This is a genomic window from Bradyrhizobium barranii subsp. barranii, assembly GCF_017565645.3.
Taxonomy (GTDB): Bacteria; Pseudomonadota; Alphaproteobacteria; order Rhizobiales; family Xanthobacteraceae; genus Bradyrhizobium; species Bradyrhizobium barranii.
This window is the reverse complement of sequence record NZ_CP086136.1, coordinates 8,418,600-8,440,054: the sequence shown is the minus strand read 5'-3', so window position 1 is coordinate 8,440,054 and position 21,455 is coordinate 8,418,600. Positions and strand designations below refer to the sequence as shown.

15 protein-coding genes and 2 pseudogenes are annotated in these 21,455 nt (G+C 64.7%); 10 read left to right on the top strand and 7 right to left on the bottom strand.

The genetic code is table 11. The features are described from left to right. The first annotated feature begins 3 nt into the window (after positions 1 to 3). On the top strand, positions 4 to 522 hold the full coding sequence (locus J4G43_RS41285) for a GNAT family N-acetyltransferase (RefSeq protein WP_208088389.1): 519 nt from the start codon (positions 4 to 6) through the stop codon (positions 520 to 522). 39 nt (positions 523 to 561) lie between these two features. On the opposite strand, the gene J4G43_RS41280 is transcribed toward J4G43_RS41285, so the two are convergent. Further along, a complete protein-coding gene (locus tag J4G43_RS41280; RefSeq protein ID WP_208088388.1) occupies positions 562 to 1,737 on the bottom strand; it encodes a beta-propeller fold lactonase family protein in 1,176 nt (391 codons plus the stop codon). 269 nt (positions 1,738 to 2,006) lie between these two features. Between J4G43_RS41280 and J4G43_RS41275 the strand changes: the two genes are divergently transcribed. Next, complete coding sequence (locus J4G43_RS41275; protein ID WP_208088387.1) at positions 2,007 to 3,752, top strand: phospholipase C; 1,746 nt, start codon at positions 2,007 to 2,009, stop codon at positions 3,750 to 3,752. A 16-nt stretch (positions 3,753 to 3,768) separates the two neighbouring features. Then, positions 3,769 to 5,111: pseudogene (locus tag J4G43_RS41270) on the top strand (cytochrome-c peroxidase). 113 nt (positions 5,112 to 5,224) lie between these two features. On the opposite strand, the gene J4G43_RS41265 reads toward J4G43_RS41270, so the two are convergent. The 4 genes from J4G43_RS41265 to J4G43_RS41250 form a co-directional block, all read right to left on the bottom strand. After that, entirely contained in the window at positions 5,225 to 6,007 is a 783-nt protein-coding gene (locus J4G43_RS41265; protein ID WP_166343939.1) for a hypothetical protein, read from the bottom strand. Positions 6,008 to 6,326: 319 nt separating this feature from the next. Next, entirely contained in the window at positions 6,327 to 7,400 is a 1,074-nt protein-coding gene (locus tag J4G43_RS41260) for a hypothetical protein (RefSeq protein ID WP_208088386.1), read from the bottom strand. Positions 7,401 to 7,502: 102 nt separating this feature from the next. Then, the gene (locus J4G43_RS41255) at positions 7,503 to 8,996 is read right to left on the bottom strand and encodes a flavin-containing monooxygenase (protein ID WP_208088385.1); all 1,494 of its coding nucleotides are present in this window, start codon (positions 8,994 to 8,996) and stop codon (positions 7,503 to 7,505) included. A gap of 107 nt (positions 8,997 to 9,103) precedes the next feature. Further along, complete coding sequence (locus J4G43_RS41250; protein ID WP_063981444.1) at positions 9,104 to 9,553, bottom strand: cupin domain-containing protein; 450 nt, start codon at positions 9,551 to 9,553, stop codon at positions 9,104 to 9,106. A gap of 187 nt (positions 9,554 to 9,740) precedes the next feature. On the opposite strand from J4G43_RS41250, the gene J4G43_RS41245 reads away from it, so the two are divergent. Then, positions 9,741 to 10,766 (top strand): AraC family transcriptional regulator, encoded by a 1,026-nt coding sequence (locus tag J4G43_RS41245; protein ID WP_208088384.1) that lies wholly within the window; start codon positions 9,741 to 9,743, stop codon positions 10,764 to 10,766. Positions 10,767 to 10,777: 11 nt separating this feature from the next. On the opposite strand, the pseudogene J4G43_RS41240 reads toward J4G43_RS41245, so the two are convergent. Further along, positions 10,778 to 12,639, bottom strand: a pseudogene (locus J4G43_RS41240) (ATP-binding protein). Between the two features lie 134 nt (positions 12,640 to 12,773). After that, on the bottom strand, positions 12,774 to 13,406 hold the full coding sequence (locus J4G43_RS41235) for a cupin domain-containing protein (protein ID WP_208088383.1): 633 nt from the start codon (positions 13,404 to 13,406) through the stop codon (positions 12,774 to 12,776). Positions 13,407 to 13,609: 203 nt separating this feature from the next. Between J4G43_RS41235 and J4G43_RS41230 the strand changes: the two genes are divergently transcribed. From J4G43_RS41230 to J4G43_RS41205, 6 genes are read left to right on the top strand one after another with little or no spacing between them, the layout of a single operon-like run. Further along, positions 13,610 to 15,301 carry a peptide ABC transporter substrate-binding protein gene (locus tag J4G43_RS41230; RefSeq protein ID WP_208088382.1) on the top strand — a complete coding sequence of 564 codons (1,692 nt, stop codon included), beginning with the start codon at positions 13,610 to 13,612 and terminating at the stop codon, positions 15,299 to 15,301. Between the two features lie 27 nt (positions 15,302 to 15,328). Beyond that, positions 15,329 to 16,279: an ABC transporter permease gene (locus J4G43_RS41225; protein ID WP_166102277.1), complete on the top strand. Its 951-nt coding sequence runs from the start codon at positions 15,329 to 15,331 to the stop codon at positions 16,277 to 16,279. Positions 16,280 to 16,281: 2 nt separating this feature from the next. Further along, positions 16,282 to 17,157, top strand: coding sequence for an ABC transporter permease (locus tag J4G43_RS41220; RefSeq protein WP_208088381.1), 876 nt, complete (start codon positions 16,282 to 16,284; stop codon positions 17,155 to 17,157). Between the two features lie 55 nt (positions 17,158 to 17,212). Further along, complete coding sequence (locus J4G43_RS41215; RefSeq protein ID WP_208088380.1) at positions 17,213 to 18,541, top strand: NAD(P)/FAD-dependent oxidoreductase; 1,329 nt, start codon at positions 17,213 to 17,215, stop codon at positions 18,539 to 18,541. A 13-nt stretch (positions 18,542 to 18,554) separates the two neighbouring features. Next, on the top strand, positions 18,555 to 19,481 hold the full coding sequence (locus J4G43_RS41210; RefSeq protein ID WP_208088379.1) for a 2-hydroxyacid dehydrogenase: 927 nt from the start codon (positions 18,555 to 18,557) through the stop codon (positions 19,479 to 19,481). Positions 19,482 to 19,490: 9 nt separating this feature from the next. Continuing rightward, complete coding sequence (locus J4G43_RS41205) at positions 19,491 to 21,359, top strand: ABC transporter ATP-binding protein (protein WP_208088378.1); 1,869 nt, start codon at positions 19,491 to 19,493, stop codon at positions 21,357 to 21,359. Positions 21,360 to 21,455: the final 96 nt, after the last annotated feature.

Here is a 21,455-nt window from a genome sequence, read left to right as displayed (position 1 = left end):
TCCATGGCAAGCGAGATTCAGATCCGCGCTTTCTTGCTGGCCGATGCGGCCACCGTGCGCGAGCTGTTTATCCGGGTCAATCGTCTGTTGGCGCCGGCGCATTTGGCGGAGGCGTTTGAAGGATACATCACCCGCTCCCTCGCGGAGGAGATAGATCGTCTCGCCGATTATTATTCGGATCGGAGCGGCGGTTTCTGGGTCGCCGTCGATGACGATGAAATCGTCGGCATGTTTGGACTGGAGGCCTCTGGCGAACACGCGATGGAGTTACGGCGCATGTACGTTGCTCCCGGCGCGCGGCGCCGGGGTATCGCGCGAACGATGCTGGCGTTTGCTGAGGAGGAATGCCGCCGCCGCAATCGGCTGCAATTGCAGCTGAGTACGTCCGAGCTTCAGCAGGACGCGCTGGCGCTGTATCGAAACGCAGGATACGAGAAGGTGCGCGAGGAGATCGCCGATGCCGCCAGCAACAAGACATTGGGCGGCGGCATTCGTCGCTACCATTTCACCAAGCGGCTCTGACGGCCATTCCAGGCTCTTCGCCTGCTGTTACGACTGGCCTCACGGCTCCGCGGTGCGAATGCCTGCGGGGCTCACCTGCAGCTTGAGTGTGGACGTCCTGGTCAGCGTCTTGCCGTCGAACGAGAACGCGATCAGCTCGTTCTCGACCATGCACTGCGCCACGACATGTTTTGAGTCCTTTGACCACACCATGCCCTGGCACCAATGGCCGATCTTGGCCTCCGCCACCGGCGTGAGGTCGGTGCCCGAGATCTTGTAGACTTTGAGCAGGCCGAAATCGTTGAAGAAGGGCGAGGCCGATGGCTTGTTCGAGCCGTTCATGACGGTGACGGCGACATGGCTGCCGTCCGGCGACATCTTCACGGCCTCAGGTGTCTGTCCAACGGTAACCGTCGTGACGACGCGGATCGGCTTGGCGGTCATGTCGATCAGACTGATCGTGTCACTGTCGCCGCTGCTGGCACCGACATTGCCGACGACGGCCACCGCGCTGCCGGTGAGGTCGATGTCGTAGGGGCGGATGCCGGCGGAGAGGTCGCGCTTGGTGTATTCGACCTTGGTCCCGTCCACGCTCAGAAGCGAGATCTTGCTGTCGCCGTCGCGGGTGACCAGCGCGGTGGCTCCGTCGCGGGAGAACACCACATGTCTGGGGCCGGACTTGGCATCGCCGAGTTGAATCTTCCCCCCTGCGGTCAGCGTATTGCCGCTGATAGCGAAGACCGAGACGGTGCCTTCGCCGCGGTTGGCAACCAGCGCCAGCGTGCCGGCACGGTTGATCGAGACGCCGGCGGCGCCTGGGCCGGCCTGCAATGTCGCGAGCACCTTTGGCGGGGTGGATTTGAGGTCGATCACCGAGAGCTTGTCGTCGGGGACCGTCTTGGTCGTATCCGCGGGATCGAGCTTCATCGCACCCGTGACCAGCGCAAGCGAGCCGTCCGGCGCAATCGCGACGCTCGGCGGCGGCCCGACTACGCTGGCGGGTGCCGGCACCTCGCCCAAAAGCTTCAGCGCACCATCGGTGAGATCGATGACGCTGACCGTGTCCGGCAGCGGCTGCTTGCGCACCACGGCATTGCCGTTCTCCAGCATCATCTTGCCGTCATTGGCGGTGACGACGATCTCGGCATGAGCGGCGAAATTTGCAAAGCCGGCAAAGGACGTTGCGACCAGAGCCGACGCGACATCGCGCGTGCGCCTGTGAACAGCGGCTTTCATGTTTCCCCCTGAGACTTTGTTCTTGTCCGGCAAAGCTAAATGCAACCCGGTGCATCACGCAACAATCTGAACGCGATCATTTTTGCCTTCGCCCTTGGAATAAAACGGCAAGACGCGCTCCGGCACGGCCGAAGCGGGTGGCTGCATAAAAAATTATGCCTCGACCACTGCGCAAAGTGCCTCGTGCGTCAAACTGACACGGCTCTGTCACTCGCGATGTTTAGAACATTTCTGATCGTAAACATCCTCATTTCCGGGGCGTCAAAAAAATGAAATCGAGACTACTGACGACGGCTGCGATTGTCGCGGCCGCGAGCGCGCTCGCGTGCACTCTTCCCGTCCTTGCGGACGATTTCGGCCGTGACCGCGATCACGGGCATGATCAAGGTCGCGACAACGATCACGATCATGACCGCGATCATCACCGTCATCCGCATGACATCCACACCGAGACGCCGATCAAGCATCTCGTGATCATCTTCAACGAGAACCGCTCGTTCGATCATTACTTCGCGACCTATCCGAACGCGGCCAATCCGTCCGGCTCGATCCCCTTCGTGCCGAAGCCGCATACGCCGAAGGTCAACAATCTCGCCAACGCGCATTTGCTGGTGAACAATCCGAACAACAGCGCGGCCAACGGCACCGGCGCGACGGATCCGTTCCGCCTCGACCGCACCCAGGCCAACACGCGCTCGCAGAACCACTCCTACACGCCCGAGCAGCAGGCCGTGGACAACGGCAAGGAAGACCTGTTTCCGAAATTCACCGGCCGCGGCACCGCCGGCGGCGCCGGTGCGTTCGGCACCAACGGTCAGGTCATGGGCTATTTCGACGGCAACACCACCACCGCCTTCTGGAACTACGCCCAGCACTTCGCCATGAGCGACAATGCCTGGACCGACACTTTCGGTCCGTCGACGCAGGGCGCGCTCGCGGTGATTTCCGGCCAGACCAATGGCGCGCAGAACATCGTCGGCACCTCGGCGTCGATCGCCGACGGCCAGGGCGGCCTGACGCTGATCGGCGACACCGACCCGGCCTACGATTCCTGCTCGAGCACGAGCAGCACCGTGCTGATGACAGGCAAGAACATCGGCGACCTGCTCAACGACGAGCGCATCAGCTGGGGCAGCTTCATGGGCGGCTTTGACCTGACGCTCAAGAATGCCAACGGCACCACCGGCTGCGCGCGCACCACGTTCTCCAGCAACGTGAACGGCACGATCGTGGACTACAGCCCGCACCACGCCTGGTTCCAGTACTACAAGTCGACCGCCAACCCGACCCATGCGCGGCCGAGTTCGGTCGATGCGATCGGCCACACCTACGAGAAGGGCGGCAAGACCGTCGATCCGGCCAACCACGCCTACGACCTCGAGGACTTCTACGCCGCCGTGAAGGCCGGCAATTTCCCGGCCGTCTCCTACATCAAGATGTCGGCCTACCAGGACGGTCACGCCGGCAACTCCGATCCGCTCGACGAGCAGGTCGGCAATGTCGAGCTGATCAACTTCCTCCAGAAGCAGCCGGAGTGGCGCGAAACCGCGGTCATCATCACCTATGACGACTCCGACGGCTGGTACGACCACCAGTACGTTGCGCCGAAGACCGCTTCTTACGATCCGACCGCCGATCAGGTCAACGGTCCGGGCCTGTGCGGCCTCGGCCCGCAGAAGCAGCCGGCACCGAAGGGTCTCTCCGGCAAGCCGGTGAACGGCCGCTGCGGTCCGGGCACGCGCATTCCGTTCATCGTGGTCTCGCCCTACGCCAGGACCAACCATGTGAGCAGCACCTACATCTCGCAGGCGTCCGTGGTCCGCTTCATCGAAGACAATTGGCTGCGCGGCCAGCGTATCGGCGGCGGCTCGTTCGACGCCAGCTCCGGCTCGATCATGGACCTGTTCGACTTCGATCAGGATCACAGCCATGACTACCGGACCGACGCGCTGTTCCTCGATCCGACCTCCGGCACGGCGATCACCAGCCCGCCGGACGAGCACCACCACCACTAGTCCAACGGGACGCTTGATGAACAGCCGCACCATGTGGCTCCTCGGCGCCGGCCTGCTTTGTCTGGCCGGCGCCGTCTTTGCGGCCGGGACGCAAGGACTTGCGGAGACGAGCCAGCTCGGCGCGAACCCGAATCCGGTTCGCCTCATGCGCCCGCCCGTCGCGCCATTGTCCGCGATGGCGCAGCTCGGCAAGGAGATCTTCTACGACGCCTCGCTGTCGTCGTCCGGCGCGCTGTCCTGCGCGTCTTGCCACAGCCCGGATCACGCCTACGGTCCCCCCAACGACGGACCGGTGATGCTCGGCGGCGCCGCCCTGTCGCGGCAAGGCGCACGCGCGGTGCCGTCGCTGACCTATCTCGATCGCCATCCGAATTTCAGCATCGGCCCCGACAAGGGCGACGACGACAATGTCATCGACCTCGCGCAGATGGCCGCAATCGGCCAGCAGGCTGCGCGCACGACGAAGACCGCCGGCGGCAGCGGCGCATCGGCGAACATCGTGCCGCAGGGCGGCCTGTTCTGGGACGGCCGCGCCGACACGCTCCAGGACCAGGCGTTGTTCCCGCTGCTCGACCCTAACGAGATGGACGGCGGCAGTGCCGAGATCGTCGCGGACAAGCTGCGCCGTGCGCCTTACGCCAATCGCTTCGTCGAGTTGTTCGGCGCCGGCGTGCTCAAAAATCAGCGGCTCCTGATCGCGGAGGCGATGTTCGCGGTGGCGCGCTATCAGGTGGAGGAAGTCAGCTTCCATCCCTACACCAGCAAGTACGACTACTGGCTCGAGGGCAAGGCGCGACTGTCCGAAAGCGAGCTGCGCGGCCTGCAGATGTTCAACGACCCTGACAAGGCCAATTGCGCCGGCTGTCACACCTCGGCGCCGACCCGCGACGGCCTGCCGCCGCTGTTCACCGATCACCAATACGAGGCGCTCGGCGCGCCGCGCAATGCCGCGCTCGCCGGCAATCGCGATCCCAGCCATTTCGATCTCGGCGTCTGCGGCCCGCAGCGCACCGACATTCCCGAGCAGACGCAATATTGCGGCATGTTCCTGACGCCGACGCTGCGCAACACGGCGACGCGCCACGCCTTCTTCCACAACGGCGTCTTCAGTGCCTGGAGCAGGTGCTGGACTTCTACAATTTCCGCGACACCAATCCGGAAAAGGTTTTTCCGCGCGGCGCCGACGGCGCGGTGCGGAAATACGACGACCTGCCGCAAAAATATCATGTCAATGTCGACGTCACCGATCCGCCCTTCGATCGCCACCCCGGCGACAAGCCGGCAATGACGGAGCAGGACGAAGCCGACATCATCGCGTTTCTGAAGACACTGACCGACGGCTACAAGGCGGAGAATTAGAGTGCCGACGAATTAGAGTGTCGACGCATGATTTCGGGATGCGGATGCGGCGAAAAAGTCAGTCATCGCCTGCATGAACACTCCTGCCGCCGTGTCGGATCGCGTGGCCGTATTCAAAAGAACTCAAGCGAAGGAAAGTGATTGACCAGTCTGTCCCAGAGCGAGGACGGCGGCCGTGGCTGCCTTTTGGCATCCTGGAGGGACAGGCACCGCGGTGCCAGTCTCATTCCATAATAGAGGTTCGCTCCGGAGAGGCTCTGACCGCCCTGTATGCTGACAGTCGGATCGAAATTATTCCTTATCAAGTCCGTCGTTTGCTCCACGGAGCCCGCCGCTGAATTGTCATAGGCCGCGACGTATTTCGTCGACGCCTTGAGAACCCGCTGTCCCTGGCAAACGTATTCCCCGTTTTCCAGATAACGTTTCACTTCCCGATCGCAGGACTCGCGACGGAACAGCTCCTCCGCGATGATTGATAGATCTTCAAGTGAGATTTCCAACACTTGAACGTCATCAAGCTCGAGCTTTACAGCTTCTGCCAATTTTGCATCGGTATGTGACTGAATCGAACGCACGACTTTTGAGTCGAGCGAATACTGTGTCTTTCGTAGCTCCGAAGTGACCTGGGTCGCTGAAGATGAAGTACGAGTGACGCCGACCAGCCGATCCGGCGAGACTTCGCACAGCATGTCGTAATCCTGGCCGTTCGGAGAGACATGATAGATGGAGCCTGGAGCGCGCAGGAGGACCGGTGGCGTTATCGGGTGAAAGCCGATAGCGGTGATTGCTTCGTTGAGCCTATTTGGGGGCGTGCGTAGATGTATCGCGGCCACGGATGCCAGTGGTGCGATGCTCACGATCGCGACTAATGCCCCCCACTTGACCAATGGGCGCATTGGAATTCTCCGCCGATTATCCGCAACAATAGTGTCCGCAGGGGCGCGCGCACGCGTTGGCCGAATCTGCAGGAACAGTCGTCGTGAGTGCGGCGAGAGTGAAGACAAAAAGCAGTGCTGCGAACTTCATGGCCTGTCCTCCTATGGATTGACAGATGTTCGCTCGGCTTGACGTCCGGAAACCCGCAACGCTTTGGCGCCGGGACGCGAGACATCTCCTTGCAAAACTACGCCCGGCATGGGGTCGCTGATATGAACTAGCTCACACTCTATCTATAATTGTGCTGAGTCTCGCGGGGCGTCGCCCTTCTGTATGTCCTCAGCGCCCCTTGATCTCCGAATATTTCACCATCGCGCGCTCGAACTTGCGGTTGAACAGCCACATCGCAGCGAGGATCTCCCGGAAGCTGGCCGAGTTGCGCGCCCGGTCGGCCTGTCCAAACGCGAAGATGCTGTTGTTGCGCAGGTGCTTCATAATCGTTGGACTGGACACCCTGTAATTCAGGAGATCGCCGGACTTGAGCGCGGACCGCGTCGGGGTGGGGACGATCTGGATCAGTTCGAACAACTTCATCTGGTCGATCGGATCGGGAAGCGTCTTCACGATTCCCGGGATCTCCCGAAACACCTCCGCGTGCGCGTTCATCAGGCCGTCGCGCACGTTGGTCCAGTGGTTGAAGCGATAGTCCGTGCCGCGGGCGCGTGCCTCTTCCTTGTCGTCGCGCGCGCTCAGCTCTGGATCGGCTGCCGCGATGTCTCCCTTGATAGCCTCCCATTTCCTGCGGCCGTTGCGGTCCTCGGACGGGCCGGTCTGGAAGCTGCCCATATAGGTGTTCGAACGCCCGTTGCGGACATTCTGCTTGCCGTTGGTCTCGGCGAAGAACAGCCCGAGGCTGATCCGGCCCGCAGCTTCGGCGTGAGCTGGTGCAAGCCCCTTGGCCCGCGCGATCGCTGTGGCGAGATCGACGACGTCCTTGAACGGCGTCGCCGAGTTCTGCGCGCCCGCGGGCGGCGCCTCCATGACGTCGAACAGCTTTGAATATTCGTCGATCAGCGGCTCGATGTCGGCGTCGAAATAGGCCGGTGGTATCTCGAACTTGTTGGGCTTGCCGATTCGCGACGGCATGGCGTCGGTGAGATCCTTGTAAGAACTGATGACCGCGACGCGTGCCAGATAGAGCGCCTGTCCCGGCAGGTTCGGCAGCGGCTCCTTCGCCTCGATCTGTCGGCGCCGCTCGGCAAGGATGGATTTGAAATCGCCGAGCGCGCGATCATAGGTGGCGAGCGCCTCCGATTGCTTCGCGTTAGGCGTTTGTGCGTGGCTGACTGTGAACGTCGTGAGGATCAGCCCAAGCACCGCCAGGGCTATGGCGGCGTGACATCGTCGTCCCATGGCCGGTTCCCATGTGCCGGAGATTCGTCGGTCACGGGATCGTAAACATCAAACGCGCGGACTGGCGAGTTGCAAATCACGCACAGTCCGGGTTCTCCGACCTTACGCTGTGGCCCGGTACTCCGGCGCCGTCGCCAGGAACTTCGCATAGGCATCCGCATCCGGCGGCTGGAAGTGTCCGGCGAGCCCGCCGCGTTTCTGGTTCTTGGCGCCGATATCGGCCATGAGCTCGTCGAAATGGCGATAGTGATAGGGCGCGACGCAGAGGCCGCCATAGACGCCGGCAGCCGGCCGTTCGACCCGCTTGAAGTGCAGCATCATCTCGACATTGTCGCGCATCGCTTGCGCTGTCGGCTGGTTCGCGAGCTGTCCGTCGGCATAGCGAACCAGCCAGTTCGCCGCGAGGTCGGCACAGAGCACGGTGCAGAACGACGAGTTGAAGCCGACGAAGCCCATCTCCGGCAGATCAGGGTTGGCGATCAGGCGGTAGAGCCGGTACTGCCCGTCCGCATCGACAAGTTTCTGCCGATAGGCCTCGGGCAGGAACGGCACGCCGAGCTTGTAGCCGATCGCGAGCACAGCGACGTCGGCCGCGACGCGCTCGCCGCCGCTCATCACGATGCTGTCGCCTTCATAGTGATCGAAGCTGCCGAACACCGCCTTGATGCGGCCGTCGGCGACCATCGGGTAGAAGTCCGGCGTTGCGATCGGCACCGAGCAGTTGACGCCGTCCTCGATCCGCTCCTTCGGCACCATCTTGCAGCGGTTCAGCTTGAGCTGTGCCTTCAACAGGCTCTCCAGTCCGCGCCAGTTCGCCCAGATCAGCGGCGCGGCGATGCGGTGCGCGAGCCGTGCCATGGAGCTCGCGCCCCAGCCCGGAAACATCTCCTCCTGCGCGCGGATGTAGAGGATGCGCTTGAAGTTCACGAGCCCGCCGATGAAATAGGGGATGCGCCACACCGGCTCGCGCATCACGATGGTGACCTCGCGCGCGCCCGATTTCACCGCGTTCACGGCGATGTCGGTCGCGGACTTCGAGCCGCCGAGCACGACGACGCGCCGCCCTTTCGCCAGCGTCGGATCGCTGTATGTCGACGAATGCAGGATCTGGCCGCCCTGCGCCAGAAAGCCGTCCTCGCCCGGGCAATGCAGCTCGCGCGGCTCGTTGAACTGCCCGGTGCAGACCGCGACGAAATCGAAATTCTCGTTCGTGGTCGCGCCGTCCTTGCTTGATAGCGTGAGCGTCCAGCCCGGTTTGCCATCGGCGCGGCGCTCCATGCCGGCGACCCCAGTGTTGAGGCGCAGCATGCGGTCGAGGCCAAAGTTTTTCGCATAGTCGCAGAGATAAGCATGGACCTGCGGCCCGGTCGGCCATTCCGGATAACTGTCCGGCATGGCGCGATCGGTGTAGCGGTAGAGCTCCTTCGGGCTCTGGGTCTGCACGTCAGGATAGGAGCGCGCGGGCTCCCAGACGCCGCCGAGATCGGCACTGCGCTCGACGATGGTGACGCGGTGGCCGTGGTTCGAGAACGCCTTTGCGGCGGCGAGGCCGGAGACGCCGGCGCCGATCACGCAGACATGCTTGGGGTTCACCATGAGATTCCTCGCAATCAATGTGTTTCGGTCGCAAGCGACCACGCTCGGCCGCGATGCGCGACCGGTGGACTCGCAAGCAGATGAAGCTGGACGAGAAGGCTGGCCGCCTAGTCGTTGGCCTCGGGCGGCAGGAAGTCGACCTCGTGCAGCGCCGAGATGCGCACGACCTCGGCGGGGTCGGTCAGATTGTGGAGCTGGTTGAACAGCGCCTCCAGCTTCTGCATCGGCGAGACCCAGAACAGCGCGCGGCATGGCTTGTCGGACTTGTTGAAATAGCCGTGCGGGATGCCGCGCGGCATGCGCACGAGATCCCCGGCATGGGCCTTGACCCATTGGCCGTCGAGCTTGAGGTCGAGCGTGCCTTCCTGGACCAGGATGAACTCGTCCTGGGTCGGATGGATGTGCACCGGCACGAACTGGCCGGGCTCGCTGTTGGTCTCGAACGCGAAGGTGGAATCTGTGACGGCCTTGGGGAAATAAACCTGGCCAAGGATGTTCCAGCTCTTGCCGCCATAGCCCGTGCCAACAGCGGTTATGCCCTTTTCGAGTGCAGTCATGGCTCACTCCTCATGGATTCCGGCGAGGATGGAGCTTCGGCCGGCGACCGGTTGCCTGTCTATCCGCTAAACGAATCCGGATGGAGCTTTTGCCATGCAGCACGACGATTTTGCGATGCGGCTCTTTTCGCGCCCCGGGAACTATTATAGGCTTAAAGCAACTCCGTGACCCGAGGCGTGGTCGACGATGTCCGCAGCCGAGCTGGAAATGAGCACGCGGCGGTCCGAAGCCGAACGGCTTGCGGACTTCGCCCGCGTCACCACGGACGATGTCGACGAAGCGGCAGAGCAGATCGGACGCATCTTCTGCCCGCACGATCTCAAGCCGGTACGGCCGCGAGGGCCCGGCTTCTCCGCCCGGCACAATTGTGCGGCGTTCGACGGCTTCTCCATCAACTATGTCGCCTATGGCGGGTCGGTGAGCATCGATCCCGGCTGCCTCGAGCGCTTCTTCCTGGTACAGGTCCCGCTCACTGGCACCGCCCGCATTCGCGCTGGCCTCAGCGAAATCGATGTCGCGCCGGGCCGGACGGCGTCGCTGCTGTCGCCGACCATCCCGACCCGGATGATGTGGAGCGACTGTGCGCAGGCGATCCTGCTGCTCGACCGTCGCATGGTCGAGCAACGCGCTGCGTCGCTGTCGGGCAGGGCGGCCGGCCCAGTCGAGTTTGATGCCGCGATCGACCTGGACGCACCGGCGGGGCAGGCCCTGAGGACCAGCCTTGCCAAGCTGATGCTGCTCGCCGAGCGTCTCGGGCCGTCCGGCAGACTTTCACCGGTCGCAATGGCCGATTGGCGCGAGGTGCTGCTCGATCATCTCCTCAATGGCCAGCGCCATGGCCTGTCGGATGCCATCAGGAGGTTCTCGGGGCAAGCCGAGCGTCTGCCGCGTGCACTCCGCGCCGCGCGGGACCATCTTGCGGAAAATGCCGGTGAGCCGCTCGACCTCGCGCAGCTCGCCTGCGCGTCCGGGATCGGCGTCCGCGCGCTCCAGCTCGGCTTCCGCCGCCACTTCGGCGTGTCGATCTCGGAGATGCTGCTCGACATGCGCCTCGCTGCTCTGCACGCCCGGCTCGCGCAGGCTTCGCCGGATGTCTCCATCACCGAGATCGCCTTCGATCTCGGCTTCACCCATCTCGGCCGCATGGCGGGTGCCTACCGCGAAAAATTCGGCGAGACGCCGTCGGCAACGCTGCGGCGAAGGATGAGCTAGGCGGCAGACGCCTATTTTCGCGATCGCGTCGCGCCGCTGTCTTCAGCCGCCTGCCGGCGCAAAAAGCCCTCGACATCCGCCTGCACCGAGTACGGCGTCGGGATCGGATCGCCCGCTGCGTCGACGGCGGTGTCGAGGGAGCGGCGCAGCATGCGCGCGAGCTCGGCCTTTCGGTACGGCTTTGCCAGCAGCGGCGCGCCCATGGTGGCGCGTCCCTGCGCGTGCAGCGAATCGTAGGCATAACCCGACGTGAACAGCACCCGCAGCGAGGGCCGCGCAGCCACCATCTGTTCGGCGAGCTCGCGTCCGTTGACGCCGCCGGCCATCACGATGTCGGTGAAGAGCAGATCGAACGGCGTGCCTTCGGCCACGATGGCGAGCGCTTCGGTCGCGTTGGCAGCGGAGATGACCCTGTAGCCGAGGCTTTCGAGCTGGACGGTGACATATTGGCGGACGTCGCGATCGTCCTCGACGCAAAGGATGGTTTCCGTCCCGCCCACCACCTTGCGCTCGTCATAGCCGGCCGGACGGAGCGTGCTGGTATCGGCCTTCGGCAGGTAGATCGTGAAAATCGTGCCGCGGCCTTCTTCGGACGTGACCTTGATGCCGCCGCCGGACTGCTTGACGAAGCCGAACACCATGCTGAGGCCGAGCCCGGTGCCCTTGCCGACATCCTTGGTCGAGAAGAACGGATCGAAGATGCGTTCGAGAATGGCTTGCGGAATACCCGTGCCGGTATCGGCGATCTCGATCTCGACATAGTCGCCGGCATAGCCGGCGCCCACCGCGACGGCCTCGCGCACGCCGAACACCACGTTGCGTGTCGTCAGCGTGAGCTTGCCGCCACCTGCATCGCGTCGCGTGCGTTGATCGCGAGGTTGAGCAGCGCCGCGCTCAGTTGGCCGCGGTCGGCGAAAGCCAGCCAGACGTTGCGGTCAAGCCTGGACACGATCTCGATCGTCTTGTCGAAGGTCGCCAGCAGCAGCTTTGCCACCTCTTCGAGCAGCTCGTTGACGTCGATCTCGGCCGGCTGGAGCGCCTGCTTGCGGGCAAAGGACAACAGGCTCGACGTCAGCGCGGCGCCGCGATCGGCCGCTTCGCTGATCAGCTTGGTGATGGTCGCAAGCGGCGGGTCGTCCTTCACGGCGTCGGCGAGGATCTCGATCGTGCCCGTGATCACGGTGAGCATGTTGTTGAATTCGTGCGCGATGCCGCCGGTGAGCTGGCCGACCGCCTCCATCTTCTGGGCCTGGATCAGTTGCTCCTCGGCGGCGCGCTTCTGGGTGACGTCCTTGACGAAATTGTTGATGATGGTGCGCCCGCCGAGCTGGAGCGCCGTGCTCGACGCCTCGATCAGGATCTGGTCGCCGTTCCGGTGCAGCAGCGTCGCTTCGAACCGGATGCCGATCGGCGTATCCGACAGTTCCGGCAAAAGCCGCATCATGCGTTGCCTGAAGCCGTCGCGGAGCGGCTCGGCGATGAGGAGGTTGACGACGTCGGCGCCGAGCGCCTCCTTGCGGGTCCATCCGGTCAGGGCCTCGGCCTGGACACTCCACTCCAGGACGATGCCGTTCGCATCGGTCTGAACGAAGGCGTCGAGCGCGGTCTTGATGACGGCCTGGGTCATCTGTGCGCCGGCCTGGGCCTGCTCGGCCAGTTGCGCGGCAGCGCGTTTGTCCTGCGCCGTTTCGATCGCGCGCGTGCACAGCCGTGCGAGCAGGACCGCGACGGCGCCGCTTGCCAGCAAGACGACGACTTGGGCCAAGCCGAACCCGGTCCCGGTCCCGGTCGCGGCATAGGAGGCGAGGAGGGCCGCGGCGGTCACGGCGACCTGCGCGGCCATCGCGAGTGTCAGAAGCGGTCTGAGTTTCATGGTCTCACACCAGCGACGTCAATCGCGGGACCCTCGCGTTCGCGCTGTAGATTGCTCCGGCTTCACGTCAGCTACAGGCTCCGCGGGCCTGCGTCGAGGGGCAATTTCCGGTGGGGCGCCGGCGTTCCTCGCGCTCAACCTGCCGGCGAGTCGGTCTGGCGCAGCGTCGTGACCCAGATCACACGTGCGGCCTGCTGGGTCGGGTTGTCGAACATGTGCGGCACGATGCTCGGAAAGCGGAAACTGTCGCCGGCCTCGAGCAGATGAGCCTGGTTGTCGAGCCACAGCCGCAGGCTGCCGGACAGGATGTACCCGGCCTTCTCGCCGGTGTGCTGCAAGAAGTCGGTGCCGGACGAGGCGCCGGGGTTGAGCGTGAGCTCGTAGAGTTCGAGCTGGCCCTTGTCCTCCGGCGTCAGCGCTTCCTTGACGACGCCGCTGGCGGTGAGCCGCAGCAGGCGCCGGCTGTTCTTGCGCACGATGTAGCGCTGCACGTCGGCAGGATCGGTGGTCTCGAAGAAATAGGAGATGGGCACGTCGAGCGCGATGCTGAGCAGGCGCAGCGTCCGTATCGACGGCATGGCACGCGCGCGTTCGAGCTGGCTGATCATGCCGTTGGAGAGCCCGGTCTTGGTGGCGACGTCCTGGATCGAGAGGCCGGCGCGCTGCCGCAGCAGCCGCACGGTTTCGCCGAGCCGCTGGTCGACCGCATCGTCAGCCTCGATCGCCGGGGCGTCTTTCGGGCTGTTGGTCTCGCCGCGACCATCCATGTCGCTCTCCCATGCATTGCCTGGCCGCCGGAATGGCCGGCGGCGTGAAAAGGTCGCGCATCCTAGCAATGTGATTGACAGCTGTATTTAGTCATGATGAACTTTTGACTGAAAAATTTAGAAGCACTAAAGTCCACTCCTGTCCCTTTGCCGGGTCTCGGGGGCGCGGGAGACGGTGCCGTGTGCGGGAACGGAGACTGGTCATGGCAGACAGCACCGGCAAGTTCGGCGTTGGCGGACTGCGTCATCTCGGCATTCCAAATCGCCGACAATTTTTCCAGCTCGGCGCAGGCGCCGCAGCGGGATGGACCCTTGCAGGCGACGCCTTTGCGCAGAGCGAACGCCCGACCAATCCGCCGGACAAGCCGCGCGGGCAGGTGATTGCGGCGCTGTCGCAGGAGCCGACCGTCTTCCATCCGCTGATGCCGGGGATCGAGGTCGATCAGGGCATCTGGTGGCAGGTATTCTCGCCGCTCTGGTTCATCGAACCCGACGGCAAGTTCGTCCCTGATCTCGCGCGCGAAGTCCCGACCGTCGAGAACGGCGGCCTGTCGGCCGACGGCCTGACCTGGAAAATCAAGCTGCGCAGCGACGTGAAATGGCATGACGGCACGCCGTTCACGGCCGAGGACGTGAAGTTCTCGCTGGACCTGATCAACAATCCCGACTTCCGCGTCCGCAACCGCGTCGGCCACAACCTCGTCAAGGACATCAAGGTCGTCGCGCCCGACGAGATCCACTGGCGGATGGAGGCTCCCTATTCGCCCTATATGTCGATCCTGTCGCTCACCTTCATCGTGCCGAAGCACATCCTGGAGAAGCTGTCGGATCCGAACGCCTCGCCGTTCCACAATGCGCCTGTCGGCACCGGGCCGTTCCGCTGGGGCGAGCGCGTGCCCGGCGACCACATTCAATTGAATGCCCACGCCGGCTATCACGGCAAAGGACCTTACGTCGAACGCGTGGTCTTCAAATACATTCCCGATCTCACCGTCCTCTACACCCAGTTCCGCACGGGGCAGGTCGACTACACCGGCCTGCAAGGCATCTTGCCGAACTTCGTGCAGGAGGCGAAGACGCTGAAGGGCCGCAAGATCTTCGTCTCCGCGACCTCGTCGGTGGAGCACGTCGCGCCCAATCTCGAATTCGGCCCCTTCGCCGATCGCGCGGTGCGCGAGGCGCTCTACCTTGCCATCAACAAGCAGGCGATCATCGATGCGCTGAACTACGGCCTGCCGACCCAGACCGAGAGCTTCGTGCCGCAACAGGCCTGGTCGTTCCAGCAGGGCCTGCCGCAACACAAATACGATCCGGCCAAGGCCAACGCGCTGCTCGACGCGGCCGGATGGACCCGCGGCTCCGGCGGCATCCGCGAGAAGGGTGGGGTCAAGCTCGAATTCACCAACTCGACGACGTCGGGCAATGCGGTGCGCGAGCAGACCCAGCAGCTCCTGATCCAGGACTGGCGCGCGATCGGCGCGGCGATGCGGGTCAACAACATGCCGGCCGCCGTGATCTGGGGCGATTTCTGGCAGCAGTCGAAGTTCAATTCGGTGCTGGTGTCCGTGAACTTCATGCTCGGCAGCGACCCCGACGTGACGCCGCGCTTCGGCTCCGGCGCTATCCCTGCCAAGGGCGGCCGTGGCTTCAACACCTATCAGTACAACAGCGCCGAGGCCGATCGTCTGCTCGCCGAGGGCGCCAAGCAGTTCGATCTCGCCCAGCGCAAGGCGACCTATGGCGATCTGCAGAAGCTGATCCGCAACGACCTCGCCATCCTGCCGCTGTTCCAGGGTTTTATCGCCGAGGGCGTGAAGGAGGGGCTGCAAGGCTTCCGCCCCAACATCAACACCTCGATCAATTGCTGGAACATCCGCGAATGGTACTGGGCCTGATGCCTCAGGCTGGCTGGATCGCCTGAGATGGCCCGTTACGTCGTCAACCGCCTGGCGCAGGCGATCATGCTGCTGGTGATCGTCTCCGCGATCGGGTTTGCCATCCTGCATCTGGCACCCGGCGGTCCGCTGTCGCAATACGCTGCGTCCGCGCAGATGACGCAGGAGGACCTCGACCGCGTCACCAGGCAGCTCGGCCTCGATCGCCCGTTGCCGATCCAGTATCTCGACTGGTTCGGCCGCATGCTGAAAGGCGATTGGGGCAAGTCCTATCGCGACGGCGAGGCGGTGCTGTCGGTGATCTCCTCCCATCTCGGCGCCACGCTGGAGCTGATGGCGACGGCGACCATCATCGCGGTTTTGCTCGGCTGCTGGATCGGCGTGCTCGGTGCGCTGCGCCGCTATTCGCTGTTCGACACGCTCGCCACCGTCGGCGCCATGATCGCGCTGTCGATCCCGACCTTCTGGTTCGGCCTCGTCACCATCTACGTGTTCTCGGTGAAGCTCGGCTGGCTGCCGGCCGGCAATCGCCAAACCGTCGGCGATGGCTCCTTCCTCGACCTGCTGCATCATCTGATTGCGCCGGCGCTGGTGCTGGCGCTGGTCGAGACCGCGATGTGGGGCCGCTTCATGCGCTCCTCCATGCTCGAGGTCATCAACCAGGATTACATCCGCACCGCGCGCGCCAAGGGCATGCCGGAATGGCGCATCCTCACCGTGCACGCCCTGCGCAACGCCCTGCTGCCGATGATCACGGTGGCCGGCCTGCAGTTTCCGACGCTGCTCGGCGGTGCGCTGGTCGCCGAGACCGTGTTCACCTGGCCCGGCATGGGCCGGCTGTTCCTGGATTCCATCGGCTACCGCGACTATCCCGTGGTGATGGGCATCCTGATGTTCTCGGCGACCATGGTGCTGATCGGCTCGCTGCTCGCCGACATCCTCTACGCCGTCGTCGATCCGCGCATCCGGGTGGGCTAGGGATGACGGCTGCGACCCTCTCGACCGTTCAGCTCGCGCCCGGCCAGGCCGCATGGCGGCGCTTTCGCCGGCACCGGCTCGCGCTTGCGGGGGCTGTCATCATTCTGGTTCTCGTCCTCGGCTCGGCCTTGGGTCCTTATCTGCTGCCGTTCGACGACACCTATATCGACATCATGAAGCGGTTCGCGCCGCCGCTGTCGGGCGCGCATATCCTCGGCACCGACGAGCTCGGCCGCGATGTGCTCGCGCGGCTGATGATGGGCGGACGCGTCTCGCTCACGATCGGCATCGTCGCGATGGTGATCGCGATGGCGGTCGGAATCGCCGTCGGTGCCTTTGCCGGCTTCTATGGCGGCGTGGTCGGCGCGGTCCTGATGCGGCTGGTCGACGCCGTGCTGTGCTTTCCGACGATCTTCCTCCTGCTTGCGCTGGCGGCGCTCACCGAGCCCGGTCTCGCCACCACGACCGTGCTGATCGCTGCCACAGCGTGGATGGCCGTGGCGCGCGTCGTCGAAGCGCAAGTGCGTTCGCTGCGGGAGCGCGAATTCGCGGTTGCCGCGCTCGCCTTCGGCTCATCGAATCTGCGGATCATGTTTCGCGAACTCGTGCCCAACGCGATCGCGCCGATCGTGGTGGCGGCGACGCTGAACGTCGCCAAGGCGATCCTGCTCGAATCCTATGTCAGCTATCTCGGCTACGGCATCCAGCCGCCGGCCGCGAGCTGGGGCAACATGCTCAACAATGCGCAGATCTACCTCACCAGCGCGCCGTGGCTTGCGATCGCGCCGGGCGTCGCCATCACGCTCGCGGTGACGAGCTTCAATTTCCTCGGCGACGGCTTGCGCGACGCGCTCGACCCGCGAATGAACATCCCATGACGAGCCTGACCCCGAGCCGACTTGCTTCGATCGAACTGAATAGCTGGAGTGTCCCATGTCCCCGCCGCTCACCCGTATAAACGGCGACGAACGCCTGCCGGCGCAGGTGGACGTCGTCGTCATCGGCGGCGGCGTCATCGGCGTTTCCGCGGCCTATCATCTGGCGAAGAAGGGTCTCTCCGTTGCCCTCGTCGAGAAAGGCCATGTTGGCGGCGAGCAGTCGAGCCGCAATTGGGGCTGGTGCCGCCAGCAGGGCCGCGCCCGTGAGGAGGTCCCGCTGGCCCGCGAGGCGCTCCGGCTCTGGGAGGACATGCAGAACGACGCCGGTGTCGATGCCGGCTTCCGCCGCACCGGCGTGCTGTTCCTGACCAAGAGCAAGGACGAACTGGCCAGTTGGGAGCGATGGGCCGCAACGGCGCGCGAGATGCAAGTCCACTCGACCGTCCTGACGCCGGCGGAAGTCGCCGAGCGCCTGCCCGGCAATTCCGAGAAATGGGTCGGCGGCCTGCACACGCCGAGCGACGGGCGCGCCGAGCCGTCGATGGCCGTGCCGGCGCTCGCCACCGCCGCACGCAAGCATGGCGTGACCATCCATCAGGGCTGCGCTGCACGCGGACTGGAAACGCAGGGCGGACGGGTCAGCGCTGTCGTCACCGAGAAGGGCACCATTCGCACCCAGTCCGTGCTGCTGTCGGGCGGTGCATGGTCGTCGCTGTTCTGCCGCCGTCACGGCATCGAGCTGCCGATCGGTCTCGTCAACGCCACCGCATGCCGAACCACGCCGGGACCGGAGATCACGTCCGGCGCACTCGGCACCGACTTCTACTGTATCCGCCGCCGTCTCGACGGCGGTTTTACACTGGCGCTACGCGGCCGCGGGACTGTCGAACTGTCGCCAGACCTGTTCCGCTACGCGCGCACCTTCTGGCCGACCTACCTGCATCGCAAGAACGGGCTGAAACTGTCGTTCGGCAAGTCGTTCTTCGACCAGATCGTGCGCGGCACGAGCTGGAGTTTCGACAAGCCGTCGCCGTTCGAGACCGAGCGGGTGCGCGATCCGGCACCCGACATGTCGCTGGTCAACGCGGCGCTGGCTTCGCTGATCAAGTCGAATCCCGAATTGAAGGACATCGAGATCGCGGAAGCCTGGGGCGGCACGATCGACTGCACGCCGGACACCATTCCCGTGATCTCGCCGGTCGATGCCTTGCCGGGCTTCTTCCTCGCGACCGGCTTCTCTGGCCATGGCTTTGGCATCGGTCCTGCGGCCGGCAAGCTCGCCGCCGACATTGTGACCGGCGCGACGCCGCTGGTCGATCCCGCGGCCTACAGCCACAAGCGAATGATCGACGGCCGGCGTCTCGCGCCGGTCAGCCCGTTCTGAGAGTGCTGGTGGCATGACGGTTCTCTACAAGGCCAACATGGTTCGCGGCGCCGAATGGGCGCGCTTCTTCGCCGAGCGCGCGCCCGATGTGCCGTTCCGGCTCTGGCCCGACATCGGCGATCCCGCAGAGGTGCGCTACCTGGTGGCGTGGGTGCCGCCTGATAACATCGCGACGACCTTTCCCAATCTCGAGCTGGTGTTTTCGGTCGGTGCGGGCGTGGATCAGTTCGATGCCACGAAAGTTCCGGCGCACATACCGCTCGTCCGCATGCTGGAGCCCGGCATCGCCGAGACCATGGTGGAATACGTCACCATGGCCGTGCTCGCGCTGCATCGCGATCTCCTGCACTTCGTCAGCCAGCAGAGGGAACAGGTCTGGCGCGAGATCCGGATCACGCCGGCCAAACGTCGGCGTGTCGGCGTGATGGGGCTCGGCCAGCTCGGCCAGGCCGTGCTCGACCGGCTCAAGGCGTTCGATTTTCCGCTTCTCGGCTGGAATCGTTCGCCGCGCGAGATTGAAGGCGTCACCTGTTACGCCGACGTGGACGCCTTGCCGGACTTCCTTGCGCAGGCTGACATCCTCGTCTGCCTGCTGCCGCTGACCGACGAGACCCGCGGCATCCTCAATGCCGATCTGTTCGCGCGCCTGCCGCGCGGAGCAGGGCTCGTCAATGTCGGGCGTGGCCCGCATCTCGTCCAAGCCGATTTTCTCGCGGCGCTCGACAGCGGCGCGCTGTCCGGTGCGGTGCTCGACGTTGCCGATCCCGAGCCGCTGCCCGCCGGCCATCCGTTCTGGAGCCATCCGCGCATCCTGCTGACGCCGCACAATGCCAGCATGACGACACCTGATACGGCCGTCGATTTCGTGCTCGACGTCATCGCGCGCCACCGCCGCGGCGAAGATCTGCCGGGGCGTGTCGATCGTAGTCGCGGCTATTAGGGCAATCGCATGAGCACCGGCGCAAGCACGCCTGATCCGATCGTTGCCGAAGCGCAGGCGCCCGTGTTGTCGGTCGCGGGCCTGACCACGTCCTTTCTGCGCGAGCGGCAATGGATTCCCGTCGTCCGCGACGTGTCGTTCGATATCGCGGCCAAAGAAACCGTGGCGATCGTCGGCGAGTCCGGTTCGGGCAAGAGCGTCACCGCGCTTTCCATCATGCGGCTCATTCCGAAGGAGAGCGGCCGCGTCGAGGGGCGCGTCACGCTCGCGGGCCGCGATCTGCTGACGCTGTCCGAAGCGAGCATGACGGATGTTCGTGGCAACGATGTCGCCATGATCTTCCAGGAACCGATGACGAGCCTCAATCCGGTGCTCACCATCGGCTTCCAGATCGCCGAGGCGCTGATCCAGCATCGCGGCCTGTCGCGCGCGGCGGCGGAGGCCGAGACCATCCGTCTGCTCGATCGTGTCCGCATTCCCGCGGCGGCATCACGCTTCCACGAGCATCCGCATCGTTTCTCCGGTGGCATGCGCCAGCGCGTGATGATCGCGATGGCGCTCGCCTGCAAGCCGAAGCTGCTGATCGCCGACGAGCCGACCACGGCGCTCGACGTCACCATCCAGGCGCAGATCCTGGAGCTGCTGAGGGAGCTCCAGCAGGAGGAGGGGATGTCGATCCTCTTCATCACCCACGACATGGGCGTGGTCGCCGAGATCGCGGACCGTACCGTGGTGATGTATGGCGGGCAGGCCGTCGAGACCGATGCGACCGCGCGCATCTTCGCAGCACCCTCGCACCCCTACACAAGCGCGCTGCTCGCGGCTGTGCCGCGTCTCGGTTCGATGGGCGGGCGGACGCGGCCGATGCGGTTTCCGATCGTCGACAAGGTGACGGGCACCTCGGACGAGCCGACGGAGACACCTGAGACGGTCTCAACCGCCGAGCGGCCGCTGCTCGAAGTCGCCAATCTCACCACGCGCTTTCCGATCCGCTCCGGCTTGTTCGGCAAGGTTTCGGGCCGCGTCCACGCGGTCGAGAACATCTCCTTCACCCTGCGCGCCGGCGAGACGCTGGCGCTGGTTGGCGAATCCGGTTGCGGCAAGTCGACCACCGGTCGCTCCATCCTCAAGCTGACGGAGCCGGACAGCGGCACCGTCCTGGTCGACGGCCAGGATGTCCTCGCCATGAACGCCCGGACCTTGCGCGACTTCCGCAAGCAGATGCAGATCGTCTTCCAGGATCCGTTCGCGAGCCTCAATCCGCGCATGTCGGTGGGGACGGCGATCGCAGCGCCGCTGCAGGCCAACGGTCTCGCGACTGCCTCTCAGGCGCGCGACAAGGTCGCCGACCTCCTCGTACGCGTCGGCCTGACCGCGGACATGGCCGCGCGCTTTCCGCACGAATTCTCCGGCGGCCAGCGCCAGCGCATCTGCATTGCGCGCGCGCTCGCGCTCGGGCCGAAGCTGATCGTTGCGGACGAAGCGGTCTCCGCCCTCGACGTCTCGGTCAAGGCGCAGGTCGTCAACCTGATGCTCGACCTCCAGGCCAGCATGGGCCTTGCCTATCTCTTCATTTCCCACGACATCGCGGTGGTCGAGCGCATGAGCCATCGTGTCGCGGTGATGTATCTCGGCGAGATCGTCGAGACCGGCCCGCGCGCAGCCTTGTTCGGCAATCCGCAGCATCCCTACACGAAGAAGCTGATGGCCGCGGTGCCGGTGCCCGATCCATCGCGCCGCGGCACGAAGCGCGAGACCTCGAACGACGAGATCAGAAGTCCGGTGCGCGCACCGGATTATCAGCCGCCGGTCCGGCAGTATCGCGAAGTCTCGCCCGGCCACGTCGTCCAGGTCTGGGGCGAGGAATGGTCGGCCTAGCGGCGCAAAGGCGCGCAGCGGGTGCTTTCCAGAACGCACGATAAAATCGTGCCATGATCTGCCGCACACGTTAACGGTGTTGTCCTTCGCGATGCC

Bases quoted from the DNA above. Each gene is read 5' to 3' on its own strand.
- J4G43_RS41205 (WP_208088378.1), top strand. From the start codon at position 19,491: ATGAGCACCGGCGCAAGCACGCCTGATCCGATCGTTGCCGAAGCGCAG.
- J4G43_RS41285 (WP_208088389.1), top strand. From the start codon at position 4: ATGGCAAGCGAGATTCAGATCCGCGCTTTCTTGCTGGCCGATGCGGCC.
- J4G43_RS41275 (WP_208088387.1), top strand. From the start codon at position 2,007: ATGAAATCGAGACTACTGACGACGGCTGCGATTGTCGCGGCCGCGAGC.
- J4G43_RS41215 (WP_208088380.1), top strand. From the start codon at position 17,213: ATGTCCCCGCCGCTCACCCGTATAAACGGCGACGAACGCCTGCCGGCG.
- J4G43_RS41280 (WP_208088388.1), bottom strand. From the start codon at position 1,737: ATGAAAGCCGCTGTTCACAGGCGCACGCGCGATGTCGCGTCGGCTCTG.
- J4G43_RS41260 (WP_208088386.1), bottom strand. From the start codon at position 7,400: ATGGGACGACGATGTCACGCCGCCATAGCCCTGGCGGTGCTTGGGCTG.
- J4G43_RS41220 (WP_208088381.1), top strand. From the start codon at position 16,282: ATGACGGCTGCGACCCTCTCGACCGTTCAGCTCGCGCCCGGCCAGGCC.
- J4G43_RS41265 (WP_166343939.1), bottom strand. From the start codon at position 6,007: ATGCGCCCATTGGTCAAGTGGGGGGCATTAGTCGCGATCGTGAGCATC.
- J4G43_RS41230 (WP_208088382.1), top strand. From the start codon at position 13,610: ATGGCAGACAGCACCGGCAAGTTCGGCGTTGGCGGACTGCGTCATCTC.
- J4G43_RS41235 (WP_208088383.1), bottom strand. From the start codon at position 13,406: ATGGATGGTCGCGGCGAGACCAACAGCCCGAAAGACGCCCCGGCGATC.
- J4G43_RS41245 (WP_208088384.1), top strand. From the start codon at position 9,741: ATGTCCGCAGCCGAGCTGGAAATGAGCACGCGGCGGTCCGAAGCCGAA.
- J4G43_RS41250 (WP_063981444.1), bottom strand. From the start codon at position 9,553: ATGACTGCACTCGAAAAGGGCATAACCGCTGTTGGCACGGGCTATGGC.
- J4G43_RS41210 (WP_208088379.1), top strand. From the start codon at position 18,555: ATGACGGTTCTCTACAAGGCCAACATGGTTCGCGGCGCCGAATGGGCG.
- J4G43_RS41225 (WP_166102277.1), top strand. From the start codon at position 15,329: ATGGCCCGTTACGTCGTCAACCGCCTGGCGCAGGCGATCATGCTGCTG.
- J4G43_RS41255 (WP_208088385.1), bottom strand. From the start codon at position 8,996: ATGGTGAACCCCAAGCATGTCTGCGTGATCGGCGCCGGCGTCTCCGGC.